An 11949-nucleotide genomic window follows, 5' to 3' on the forward strand; every position below is an offset into this window, starting at 1 on the left:
AGGTATGGGCGTCGGCATGCAAAAACCCCTGGTCACTGACGTGACCAGGGGTTTCGTGCCCCCGGCAGGACTCGAACCTGCGACCTAGAGATTAGAAGGCTCTTGCTCTATCCAGCTGAGCTACGAGGGCCCGGGTCGACGACGGTTGCCGATCTCCAGCACCGGCAGCTTAGTCGTCGCCATCCTCTCGATCGTTCGACACCGTCGAATCGTTTCAGGTCTCGTTCGCCGGATTCGCCGGATGTCGCGCCCCCGCCCGTGCCCGCGCGGGTGATCTTGGCCGTCGCCGCGAAGATCCGGCGGCGGCGCGTTCACCAGCGGTTCACCTGGCGCCCCAGGCTTCCTCGCGGCTGTTGCCCTCCCACGCCATCCCGCTCGAATGGGTGGGATCACCACGATTTCCCGGCGGGGGGTCTCGGCGGGGTGGCGAGAGGTGTGGTTTCGGCAGGTCGCCGGGCACGGGGCGGGGCGCATGGGGAGTTCCTCTCGGGGTGTGGTCGGGACTTGCGCAGCGGTGATGAATGGGTGAGCTTGTCGGCGCACCGGGTTGGTGCGCCGGGACGGTCGCGGAGGTCGAAATCGATGTGAGTGATCCTGCGCGGCCACGGAGGAGCGTGCAGCTGGGCGCTCTCCGGCCAACGCGGTGCGGTGCTGTTGAGGGCGGGCGGGATGCGCGGCCGGAGCGCAGGGACGGAGACGAGTTGAGATCGGCGCACGGTGGCTGGGTAGCGGTCGGAGCAGCGGTGCTGGGCTGGGCGGCTTCCGCGTCTTGAGCGGATCCGGACCAGCAGAGGGCGGGGGACAGCGGTAGGGGGCGGGGACAGCCGTGGGGACCGGGGGACAGCGGTGGGGACCGGGGAGGGCCCCGTGGGCGCGCGGACACGGGGAAGGTGGCGCGCCCACGGGGGTGGGGCCGTTCGGGGACGGCCCCGGGGGCCGGTGATCGGTGGGGCGGCGCGGTGGGGGCCGCAGGATGGCCGATCAGCCGGTCCCGGTCAGGTGGTCGAGATTCATGTGACGAGGAGGCGAATGGCCCCGGGGCACGGTGGTGCGAGTGTCGCCAGGGCGGGCAGGGCAGGACGGCAAGGCGGGCGGGGCAGGGCAGGACGGGCAGGGCAGGACGGCAAGGCGGGCGGGGCAGGGCAGGACGGGCAGGGCAGGACGGCAGGGCGGGCAGGGCAGGCAGGGCAGCCATGGCGTGGTCGCTCCGAGGCGCCGCGGTCAAGGCCGGTGGAGGCGCGGGTTCTTCGGGTGGTCGTGCTGGTTGGGCCGTCCTGTGGTCAGTGAGGTGGGTGAGTTTCCACAGGGTGGTGTTGTTGGTTGGGAGCGTTCCGCGGGAGGTCAGTTGGGTGCGTTGCTGCGGGTGGGCTGGGCTCGCTGGTTGGGGGCCTCCTGTGGTGAGTGAGGTGGTGAGTTGCCTCGAAGTGGGCTCCTTGGTTGGAGCGCGCCCGAAGTGAGCAAGATCGGGAGTGCGCCTCGGGCGATCTCGTTGGTGAGTGCGCTCCGAGGCGGCCAACGCCGGTGGAGGCGCGGGTGCCGCGGGTGTGCACGGCGTGTGGGTGCGCGGCGGCGTGTGGGTGCGCCCCGGGTGGGCACGGCGGGTGGGTGCAACCCAGGTGGGCAAGGAAGGTGGGTGCGCGGCGGGTGGGCACGGCTGGTGGGCGCGCCGCCGGTGAGCGAGTCGGGTGGGTGCGCCCCGGGGTGGCCCGCAGGGGTGCCTGAGCCCCGGGGTGCGGCGGCGGCGTCAGTTCCAGACTTTGATGGCGCGCACGACGAAGGGGGATTGCGGAACGTAAGTGCCGCCACCCGGGTAGGTGGTGAAGTCTCCCTCGGTCGTGCATTCTTCGCTTTGGTAGACGGTGACGTCGCGGGTCAGGCGGTTGACGAAGGAATGCCCTTCGAATCCCTCGGGCAGGGGAATGCAGTCTTCGGGATTGGCGGTGCGCAGGTCGTAGTGCTGAGTGGTGCCGGAGTAGGTTTCGGCCGTCCAGAGGCACAGTTCGCCGACGGTGCAAGCCGGGTCCGGAGTGGCGGTCGCGGCCGGATTGGTGAGTGCCGAGCCGGGAGTCGCGGGGGCAACGCGCTTGGCCGCCGGGAAGGCGTGGGTGGCGCGGTGAGCCGACAGAGCCGCAGAAGCATGGGTAGACGCGGCAGACGCGGCCTGGCCTGAAGGCGCGGCAGAAGCCATCCCCGTCCCCGCCAGCAAGCCGGCCGTCGCCAGGAGCAGGACGCGCGGCAGGCGCGCCGGCAAACCCGGCAGGCGGAGCGGGGTCGTGGGCCGGCCGGAGTGGCCGGGGAACGCGGGCAGCTTCGGCAGCAGGCGTCGGAACATCGTGGGAACTCCCCCCTCGGTGGCGACCGGAGTGGGCCGCCGTGGAATGTGTGGTTCCTACGATGGCGGGTGGGGGTGGGTTTGTCTGCCCGCATTCCTACGTCTGTGGACAAGTAGTATCCCGTCGCTCGAACGGCGCGAATTGTCCACAGATCGGTGAACGGTATTGCTAAACGGCGGCCGTGCTGTTTCGGCGGATCAACGACACCGGAAGCACTACCGGCGGAGGCGGGTTCCCGCCGGACATCGAGTGCAGGATCAGCTCGCCCGCGGTGCGGCCCTTCCCGGCGAGGTCCTGGCGGACGGTGGTCAGCGGCGGCTCCGCCCAGGCGGCCTGCGGGGTGTCGTCGAAGCCGACCACCGAGACGTCGTCCGGCACCCGCAGGCCCAGTTGCCGGGCGGCGGCGACGGCCGCCAGCGCGAGCTGGTCGGACATGCACAGCAGCGCGGTCGGCCGGGGCGTACCGGTCAGGAGCTCCGCCGCGCTGGCCCGGGCGGTGTCCGCCGACAGCCACGGCGCCTCGGACACCGCGACGTCGGTCACCCCGGCCGCGGAAAGTGTCGCCAGGTAGCCCGCCAGGCGCTCGCGCGTGCCGTGGAACGAGCTCCCCCGCGCGGACTCCAGACCCGAAGGGCCGTCGGGCGACAGCCGCGGCGCGGACAGGATCGCGAAACGCCGGTGCCCCAGCTCCAGCAGGTGCCGCGCCGCGAGCGCGGCCCCGCCGCGGTCGTCGCAGCCGACGCGGGCGGTGTCGGGCAGCAGGGGCTGGTCGATGACCACGAGCGGCAGGCCGCGGGCGCGCACCGCCTCCAGCGCGAGGCTGCCGTCGGCCAGCGAGTAGGCCACGGCGATGTCCGCCTGCGCCGCCAGCACGCGCTCCGCCGGCGGTCCGCCGTGCGCTTCGCCACCGGGCAACAGCAGCAGTGCGTGGCCGGTCGGCTCCACGGCCTTCGCGAGCGCGTCGAGCGTGATGGACAGCGCCGGGTCCGAGAACGCCGCCGAAAGGGACGCGTCGAGCAGGAACGCGATCGCGCCCGTCCGGCTCGTGGCGAGGCTGCGCGCCGTCGGGTTCGGCCCGGGGTAGCCGAGCTCCTTGGCCGCGCGCAGCACCTGCTCCCGCAGCTGCGCGGACAGCTGGTCAGGCCGGTTGTAGGCGTTCGAGACGGTCGCGCGGGACACCCCGACCGCCTCGGCGACGTCGTCCAGCGTCGGACGCCGGCGCCGGGTGCTCGTCATCGGCGGAGCATAGCGCGGCCTTGACCCTCTGAAGCGCTTAAGTCATTTTGGGCCAAAGGCTCCCGGCAGAGAGGCAGGCGGCGATGCGCGATCGGACGGCGGTGTTCGCGGTCTTCGCGCTCAACGGGGCGGCCCTCGGTTCGTGGGCCCCGCGTACGCCCGCCATCGCCACCCACGTGCACGCCGTGCCGGGCGTCTTCGGGCTCGCGCTGCTCGGCGCGAGTGTCGGGATGCTGTGCGCCGCACCGGTTTCCGGACGGATCACCGAACGCGTGGGTGCCCGTGCGGCCGTCGCGGGCAGCACCGTGGTGGCCGCCGTCGCACTCGCGCTCGTCGGGTTCGCGCCGAACGTGCCGTTGCTTGCCGGCGCCCTGTTCGTGCTCGGTGCGGGCGTGGGGTCCCTCGACGTCGCCATGAACATCGCGGGCGTCGCCGTCGAGCGGCGCACTGGCCGCGCCGTGATGCCGACGCTGCACGCCGGCTTCAGCTTCGGTGCGCTCGCCGGCTCCCTGCTCGCGGGGCTGGCCGCCGGCCACGGCTGGTCACCCGCGCGGCACCTCTCCGTGGCCGCCATGACCGCCCTGTTCGTGCTCGTCGTCGTGCTCAAGGCCGTGCCGGGAGACCGGCCGCCGAAGGAGACGGCGCCGCCGGAACGCGGGAAGGCGCCGATCCGCCGGCCCGCCCTGTGGCTGCTTGCGGCCGTCGCGCTGTGCTCCGCGATCGCCGAGGGCGCGAGCTCCGACTGGTCGGCGCTGCTCATGGTCACTGCCCACGGCGTCGGCCAGGGCGCGGCGGCCCTGGCCTACTCGGGGTTCTCGCTCGCCATGGCGCTCGCCCGGCTCGGCGGCGCGTGGAGCCAGGAACGCTTCGGCGCCACACGATCCCTCGCCGTCGGCGCGGGGATCGCGGCGATCGGCCTCATCGGCACTGCCGTGTTCGCGCCGGCGGCCTTCGCGTACGTCGGCTTCGCGCTCGCCGGCGCGGGCCTTGCCGCGGCGTTCCCGCTGGCCCTCAGCCTCGCCGGCAGCGCAGGGAAACGCGCCGACGGCGGAGGCGGAGAACGCGAACTGGCGTTCGTCAGCACTATCGCCTACTCCGGCTTCCTCGCCGGTCCGCCGATGATCGGCGGCATCGCGCAGGCGACGTCCTACTCCGTGTCGTTCGTGGTGGTCGGCCTCATCGCGGCGCTGATCGTGCCGGCCGCCCTCGTCGCGGCCCGCGCGCGCCGGCGCGAGGACCTAGCCCTGGGTCTCCCCGTCCGGTGACTCGCGCCACTGCCCGAACGGGCGGTCGAGCGACCACTTGTCCCCGTCGTGCTCCAGCAAGCGGTGCTCGCACGTGCGCAGGTTCGACAGCGACTCGAACAGGTCCACGCTCCAGCCGAACAGCCGGCGGCAGAGCAGCCGCAAGGTGAGGCCGTGGGAGACGATCAGCACGCTGCGCGGGTGAGTTCCGCCACTGTGCAGCAGCTCGGCCAGGAAACCGGCCACGCGGTCGTCCACGTCGGCGCCCGACTCGCCGAAGGGCAGCCGGTAGAAGAAGTGCCCGAACTCGTGCCGCCGCTGCCGCTGCACCTCCTGGTCCTGCGGGTCCTGCAGGTTGCCCCAGTCCTGCTCGCGCAGCCGCGGCTCCTGCACCACGCGGTCGCAGTCGCTCTCGATGTCCAGCAACCGCAGCGTCTCGCGTGTACGCAGGTAGGGGCTCACGTACACGGCCGGGCGCTCGCCGCGCAGCAGTTCCCTGATCACCGGCCCCGTCGCGACCGCCTCGGCCCGGCCGGTCTCCGTCAGCGGGATCGCGTGGTCCGGGATCCGCGTGTAGGCGAGTTGGTCGACGCTCCCGAGGGACTCGGCGTGACGCAGCAGGATGATCCGCACGAAACCATCATGCCTGGCCGCACCCCCGTGCCGCGCAAAACGAGACCGGCCTAATCTCGAACGGTGAGCACCGACGCAGTGACGAAACCCGAACCGGCAGCGCGACGCAGGACCAGTGTGCTGCCGCTGCTTTCGGTGGGCGTGGTGCTCGCCGCCGTCGTCGCGGTCGGGCTCGTGGCGCTCACCGGTGGCGCCGGGTACCTGATCGCCGGTCTGCCCGACCCGGGGCTCGTCACGCGGTACGGCATCACGGTCGTCCGAGTGCTCGCCGAAGCCGCCTCCGTGGTCTGCGTCGGCGCTCTGCTGCTGGCCGCCTTCCTGGTGCCGCCGCAGAAGTCCGGCACGCTGGGGCCCGAGGGCTATGCCGCCGTGCGCGCGGCCGGCATCGCCGCCTGGGTCTGGTTCGCCTCGTCGCTGCTCTCGGTGGCATTCACCGCGGCCGACGGAGCCGGCAAGCCGTTCCTGGAAGTCCTTTCACCCCAGACGCTCCTGGACCTCGTCGACGCGATCGAGCAGCCCAAGGCGTGGCTGTGGACGGCGCTCATCGCGGTGCTGCTCGCGCTCGGCTGCCGGCTCGTGCTCACGTGGGGCTGGACGGCCGTGCTGTTCTTCGTGGCCGTCGCGGGCTTGGTCCCAGTCGCCGTCACGGGTCACTCCGCGAGCGGCGGCTCGCACGACATGGCCACCAACAGCCTGCTGTTCCACCTGATCGCGGCCGCGCTGTGGGTCGGCGGGCTCGTGGCGCTCCTGGCTCTCGGCTGGCGCCGGGGCGCGCACCTCTCGCTGGCCGCGCGGCGGTTCTCCAAGCTGGCCCTGGTCTGCTGGATCGTGATGGCGATCTCCGGCGTGATCAACGCACTGGTGCGCATCAACCTCGGTGACCTGTTCACCACCGACTACGGCCTGCTCGTGGTGGCGAAGGTCGTCGCGCTGCTGCTGCTCGGCGTGTTCGGGCACCAGCAGCGCCAGCGCGGCGTGCGCGACCTCGTCGACGGCAAGGGCGGCGGCCAGCTGCTGCGGCTGGCGGCCGTCGAGGTGCTGATCATGTTCGTGACGCTCGGCATCGCGTCCGGGCTCGCCCGCACGCCACCTCCGGCCGACGCGGTCACGCAGCCCTCGACCACCGAGCTGCTGATCGGCTACAACCTCGACGGCGCGCCCACCTTCTGGCGCCTGCTCACCGACTGGCGGTTCGACCTGATCTACGGCACGGCCGCGATCGTGCTGGCCGGGCTCTACCTCGCCGGCGTTCGGCGGCTGCGCAAGCGCGGCGACTCGTGGCCCACCGGCCGGATCGTCGCGTGGCTCGTCGGCTGCCTGGTGCTCCTGATCGCCACGTCGTCGGGCATCGGCCGCTATTCGCCGGCGATGTTCAGCGTGCACATGGGCACGCACATGCTGCTGTCGATGGTCGTGCCCGTGCTGCTGGTGCTGGGTGGCCCCGTGACGCTCGCGCTGCGCGCCCTGCCGACCGCAGGGGCCGGCGCGCCTCCGGGCCCGCGTGAGTGGCTCCTGGCGGCCGTGCACTCGCCGGTGTCGCGGTTCCTGACACACCCGGTCGTCGCGCTGCTGCTGTTCGTCGGCTCGTTCTACGCGCTGTACTTCTCCGGCCTGTTCGACTCCGCGCTGAACTACCATTGGGCGCACCTGGCGATGAACGCCCACTTCCTGCTCGCCGGCTACGTCTTCTACTGGCCGGTGATCGGCGTCGACCCGGCGCCGCGCAAGATCCCGCCGGTCGGACGGCTCGGGATGATGTTTGCCGCCATGCCGTTCCACGCGTTCTTCGGCGTGATCCTCATGAACATGCAGTCCGTGATCGGCCAGGAGTTCTACACGTCACTGCGCCTGCCGTGGGTCGGCGACCTGCTCACCGACCAGCGCCTCGGCGGCGGCATCGCGTGGGCCGCGGGCGAGGTCCCCGTGCTGCTGGTGCTGATCGCGCTGCTGGTGCAGTGGGCGCGTGCCGACGAGCGCGAGGCCAAGCGGAAGGACCGCCGCGAGGAGACCACCGGCGGCGAAGAGCTGGCCGCCTACAACGCGATGCTCAAGAACCTGGCCGACGGCAAACGGGCGGAATGACCGCGCCGATGATGTCGTCCGCGTGATGTGGGCATGACCCTCGGTAGCGCGGTGGTGACCGCCGTCAGGGCGCGGATCGGGCCACTCTACGATCGCTTTCATGGCCGAGTTCATCTACACCATGAAGAAGGTGCGCAAGACCGTCGGGGACAAGGTCATCCTCGACGACGTCAGCACCGCGTTCTACCCCGGCGCCAAGATCGGCGTGGTGGGGCCGAACGGTGCCGGTAAGTCCACCGTTCTCAAGATCATGGCGGGGATCGAGCAGGCCAGCAACGGCGAGGCGTTCCTGCAGCCGGGTGCCACCGTCGGCATCCTCATGCAGGAGCCGGAGCTGGACGAGACGAAGACCGTCCGCCAGAACGTCGAGGAGGGCCTCGGCGAGACGAAGCAGAAGCTCGACCGGTACAACGAGATCGCCGAGCAGATGGCGACCGACTACACCGACGAGCTCATGGAAGAGATGGGCAAGCTCCAGGAGGAGCTCGACCACGCCGACGCGTGGGAGCTCGACTCCACGGTCGAGCAGGCCATGGACGCCCTGCGCTGCCCGCCGCCGGACGAGCCCGTCGACCACCTCTCCGGTGGTGAGCGCCGCCGTGTCGCACTGTGCAAGCTGTTGCTGTCCGCGCCCGACCTCCTGCTGCTCGACGAGCCCACCAACCACCTGGACGCCGAAAGCGTGCTGTGGCTGGAGCAGTTCCTCGCGAACTACGCCGGTGCCGTCCTGGCCGTGACCCACGACCGGTACTTCCTGGACAACGTCGCCGAGTGGATCATGGAGCTCGACCGCGGCCGCGTCGTCGGCTACGAGGGCAACTACTCCACCTACCTGGAGAAGAAGCGCGAGCGTCTCGAGGTCCAGGGCAAGAAGGACGCGAAGCTCGCCAAGCGCCTCAAGACCGAGCTCGAATGGGTGCGGTCCAACGCCAAGGCCCGCCAGACGAAGTCCCGCTCGCGCCTCGACCGCTACGAGGAGATGGCGGCGGAGGCCGACAAGCACCGCAAGCTCGACTTCGAAGAGATCCAGATCCCGCCGGGCCCGCGCCTGGGCAGCGTCGTGGTCGAGGTCGAGAAGCTGCGCAAGGGCTTCGACGAGCGCGTGCTCATCGACGGGCTGTCGTTCAACCTCCCGCGCAACGGCATCGTCGGCGTGATCGGCCCCAACGGCGTCGGCAAGACCACGCTGTTCAAGACGATCGTGGGGCTCGAGGAGCCGGACGGCGGCACGGTCAAGATCGGCGAAACCGTCAAGCTGTCCTATGTGGACCAGAACCGCGCCGGCATCGACCCCAAGAAGACGGTGTGGGAGGTCGTGTCGGACAAGCTCGACTACATCCACGTCGGGCAGACCGAAATGCCTTCGCGCGCGTACGTGAGCGCGTTCGGCTTCAAGGGGCCGGACCAGCAGAAGCCGGCGGGCGTGCTCTCCGGCGGTGAGCGCAACCGGCTGAACCTGGCGCTGACGCTCAAGCAGGGCGGCAACCTGATCCTGCTGGACGAGCCGACCAACGACCTGGACGTGGAAACCCTGGGCTCGCTGGAGAACGCGCTGGAGCAGTTCCCCGGGTGCGCCGTGGTCATCTCCCACGACCGGTGGTTCCTCGACCGGGTCGCCACGCACATCCTGGCGTGGGAAGGCACCGACGAGGACCCGGCGAAGTGGTTCTGGTTCGAGGGCAACTTCGAGGGCTACGAGAAGAACAAGGTCGAGCGCCTCGGCGCCGAAGCGGCGCGGCCGCACCGGGTCACTCATCGCAAGCTGAAGCGCGACTGACGCCGGGGGCGGGAGTGGAAGCCAGCAGGCACAACCGGTCGAGCTCGCCCGCACCCGCGGGCGGGCGGCTCGCTGCTGCCGGCGGGGCGACCCTCTCCGACCTCGGCCGGCTGATCGAGCGTGCGGACGCGCTGCACCTGCGCGCGCCCGAGCTCGCCTTGGTGCTGGGTGAGCGCGCGGCCGCGCTCGCCGAGGCCGCGGGCGCGGACGAGCAGTGGATCCGCGCCGAGAGCCTCGTGGTCGCGGCGCGGGTGCGCCTCGGCGGTCGCACGTCGACCGTCGGTCGCGCTGTCGCCGCCCTCCGGGCCGCGGAGCACGCCGGGTACACCGACACGGCCGCGCGGCTGCGGATCGACCTGGCCGTGTGCGCGCGCAGCCTCGGCACGCCGCTGACCGGGCTCGTGGCGCTGCGGCCCGTGCTGTCGGAGCCCGCGGTTTCGGCCGTGCACCGTGCGGAGGCGCTGTGCCACCTCGTGGGCTGCCTCGCGCAGTTCGGCCGCAAGCCGGAGCTGGACCGCGTGCTCGTGGAGGCCGACAAGCTGGTGGTCGCCGACGAGTCGCTCGACGCCGACACCCGGCTGCTCGTGCGGGCGTTGCTGCGCAACGGTGCGGCGGCCCACCGGCGCCGCCACGGTGACCTCACCGCGGCCGCCGACGCCGCCCGCACCGGCCTCGGTTTCCTGGAGAAGCTGGACAAACCCGGCGCCGACGGTGGCCTCGTGCGCGTGCGGCTCGTGCTGCAGCTCGTGAGCACGCTGCTCGACCGCGGCGACACCGACATGGCGTACGACATCGCCGAACCCATGCTGAACGAGCCCGTGCGCGCGGCGGGGGTCGCGCCCACTGCGTGGCTGCGGCTGGCCGTGGCCACGCGGATTCACCTGCCGGCCGGTGCCGGGGACGCGGCGTCCGAGCTGGTGCGCGAAGCCGTGGCGAGCACCGATCGCCACGGACTGTCCGCCGTCACCTCGCGGCTGTGGCTCGAGCTGGCGCAGATCGAGGAGCGGTTCGGCAGCGCCGAGGAAGCCATCGCGTGCCTGTATCGCTCGCGCGCGGCGGAACACGTCCACTCACGGGCGCGCCGCCAGGCGTGTGGCCTGCTCGCGGGCGAGTTCGGCGCCGACACGGTGGCACCGCTGGACCTCGACGACGTGATCGCGCGGTCGGCGCCGCAGGGTGGCCGTCCGGTGCCGATGGCCGTCGAGCCGCCGGCGCGCGACGTCGAGACGACCGCGTTGATCCGCGCCATCCCCGCCGAGCCGAGCGCTCCGGAACCCGCCGCCGCCAAGCCGGCCGCGGCCAAGGCTCAGCGTGCGGAAGCCCAGCCGAAGAAGGAAACCCGGTCGCGGGCGGAAACCCCGGTGCGTCCGGAAGCGCAGCCCCGGCCGGCCGTTCCGGCGGAGCCGGCGGATGTGCGCGCGGCCGGTTCGGTGCCGGAGAAACCCGTTCGCAAGCCTGAGAAATCCGGGCCGAAGACGCCGACGTGGTCCTTCGGGCGAGCGGCCGCGGAGTCGGAGGCCGAGCGGACGTCGGTGATCCCGGTGATCCGCGACGAGCCGGAACCCGCGGCGTCCGCCAAGCGAACCGCGGCTCCGGCCGAACAGGTCGCTCGCTTCACGCTGTCCGCCCCGCGCGCCGAGGCTCCGGCGCGAGCGCGCGTCGCCGAGCCGCCCGCGCCGCCGGCCAAGCGGCCCGTGAACGGGTCGCACTCGTCTTCTCATCACGCTCCTGCGGAAACCGGCCGCCGGGCGGCACCCGAGCAGTCGGCGGCGTTGCCGGGCTGGGTCAAGCCGTTCAAGAAGCCCGAAGCCGCGCCGGCTCCCCAGCCGAAGCCGGAACCCGTCGCCGAGGTCGTGCGCGAAGAGCCGGCGCCACAGCCCCCGGCTGTGGCCGAGGACCTGCCGCGCCTGTCGCTGCCGGACCTGTCGGACATCGTGCCCGAGCTACCGATGGCCCCCGCGCCCGCGGACGAGCCCGCCGCGCCGCTCTGGGAGAGCGACGAGTGGGCCCGCGAAGAACGCGCCCGCCGCGACGAGGTCTCCCGCGGGCGCAAGACCCGCCACGACGCGGAACACGGTTCTGTCGCGGCCCGGTCCGTGCTGGACCGCCTGGGAATCTCCGCCGGCGGTGGTGGTGGTCGCCGACGCGCGGACGAGGCCGGGGCGCGCGAGGAAACCGCGCGCACTGAGGAGCCCGAGGCGGTCTCCGACGTGACGGATCCACCGTGGAAGCGCGAGACCCCGGAGCTGGCGCCGGCCCCGCGTGCCGAAGAGGTGTCCGAGGAAGCCGTGGACCCGTGGCTGCCCCGGCTGCGGATGCCGCCGGCGCTGGACCCGCTCGAGGACTTCGACTCGTGGACGCCGACGTCGCAGCCGTTCCCGGAGAGCTACGCCCGTGCGATCGCCGAGGACGAGCCACCGCCGGACGCCGGGCTGGCCGAGCTGCTGGCCCGCGCGCTGGCCGAGCACCAGGCCGGGACGGCGAGTGCCGCCGCGCTGGTGAAGCGGCTGGGGTCGGAAGACGACAACAAGCGCCGTCCGGTCAACGGGCACGCGGCGGGGGAGCGCAAGCGCCACGGCGACTGAGGTCGGCGCCAATCCCTGTCGGGGCAACACACCGTTCGCTACCCGGAAAAACCGATGAG

7 protein-coding genes and 1 tRNA gene are annotated in these 11949 nt (G+C 72.2%); 4 read left to right on the plus strand and 4 right to left on the minus strand.

Annotated elements, in window-relative coordinates; all coding sequences use genetic code 11:
* Window positions 1–56: 56 nt before the first annotated feature.
* The 3 genes from AB0F91_RS44170 to AB0F91_RS44180 form a co-directional block, all read right to left on the minus strand.
* Window positions 57–130: transfer RNA gene (locus AB0F91_RS44170), tRNA-Arg, on the minus strand.
* A gap of 1614 nt (window positions 131–1744) precedes the next feature.
* Window positions 1745–2332 carry a peptidase inhibitor family I36 protein gene (locus tag AB0F91_RS44175; RefSeq protein ID WP_360607988.1) on the minus strand — a complete coding sequence of 196 codons (588 nt, stop codon included), beginning with the start codon at window positions 2330–2332 and terminating at the stop codon, window positions 1745–1747.
* Between the two features lie 169 nt (window positions 2333–2501).
* Window positions 2502–3569 carry a LacI family DNA-binding transcriptional regulator gene (locus AB0F91_RS44180; protein WP_360607990.1) on the minus strand — a complete coding sequence of 356 codons (1068 nt, stop codon included), beginning with the start codon at window positions 3567–3569 and terminating at the stop codon, window positions 2502–2504.
* 83 nt (window positions 3570–3652) lie between these two features.
* Between AB0F91_RS44180 and AB0F91_RS44185 the strand changes: the two genes are divergently transcribed.
* The gene (locus AB0F91_RS44185) at window positions 3653–4834 is read left to right on the plus strand and encodes an MFS transporter (RefSeq protein ID WP_360607992.1); all 1182 of its coding nucleotides are present in this window, start codon (window positions 3653–3655) and stop codon (window positions 4832–4834) included.
* On the opposite strand, the gene AB0F91_RS44190 is transcribed toward AB0F91_RS44185, so the two are convergent.
* Window positions 4808–5446 carry a histidine phosphatase family protein gene (locus tag AB0F91_RS44190; RefSeq protein WP_360607994.1) on the minus strand — a complete coding sequence of 213 codons (639 nt, stop codon included), beginning with the start codon at window positions 5444–5446 and terminating at the stop codon, window positions 4808–4810. The two genes, AB0F91_RS44185 and AB0F91_RS44190, sit on opposite strands and share 27 nt — an antisense overlap.
* Window positions 5447–5509: 63 nt before the next feature.
* Between AB0F91_RS44190 and AB0F91_RS44195 the strand changes: the two genes are divergently transcribed.
* The 3 genes from AB0F91_RS44195 (at window position 5510) to AB0F91_RS44205 (ending at window position 11890) form a co-directional block, all read left to right on the plus strand.
* Window positions 5510–7528, plus strand: a complete 2019-nt coding sequence (locus AB0F91_RS44195) for a cytochrome c oxidase assembly protein (protein WP_360607996.1) — start codon at window positions 5510–5512, stop codon at window positions 7526–7528.
* A gap of 100 nt (window positions 7529–7628) precedes the next feature.
* Complete coding sequence (ettA, locus tag AB0F91_RS44200; protein ID WP_360607998.1) at window positions 7629–9305, plus strand: energy-dependent translational throttle protein EttA; 1677 nt, start codon at window positions 7629–7631, stop codon at window positions 9303–9305.
* 14 nt (window positions 9306–9319) lie between these two features.
* Window positions 9320–11890, plus strand: a complete 2571-nt coding sequence (locus tag AB0F91_RS44205) for a hypothetical protein (protein WP_360608000.1) — start codon at window positions 9320–9322, stop codon at window positions 11888–11890.
* Window positions 11891–11949: the final 59 nt, after the last annotated feature.

The sequence above is a fragment of the Amycolatopsis sp. NPDC023774 genome, assembly GCF_040639695.1.
Classification (GTDB): domain Bacteria; phylum Actinomycetota; class Actinomycetes; order Mycobacteriales; family Pseudonocardiaceae; genus Amycolatopsis.

What these genes read in the sequence shown, in the direction of transcription:
- AB0F91_RS44185 (WP_360607992.1), top strand. Translation starts at nt 3,653, where the DNA reads ATGCGCGATCGGACGGCGGTGTTCGCGGTCTTCGCGCTCAACGGGGCG.
- AB0F91_RS44175 (WP_360607988.1), bottom strand. Translation starts at nt 2,332, where the DNA reads ATGTTCCGACGCCTGCTGCCGAAGCTGCCCGCGTTCCCCGGCCACTCC.
- AB0F91_RS44180 (WP_360607990.1), bottom strand. Translation starts at nt 3,569, where the DNA reads ATGACGAGCACCCGGCGCCGGCGTCCGACGCTGGACGACGTCGCCGAG.
- ettA (WP_360607998.1), top strand. Translation starts at nt 7,629, where the DNA reads ATGGCCGAGTTCATCTACACCATGAAGAAGGTGCGCAAGACCGTCGGG.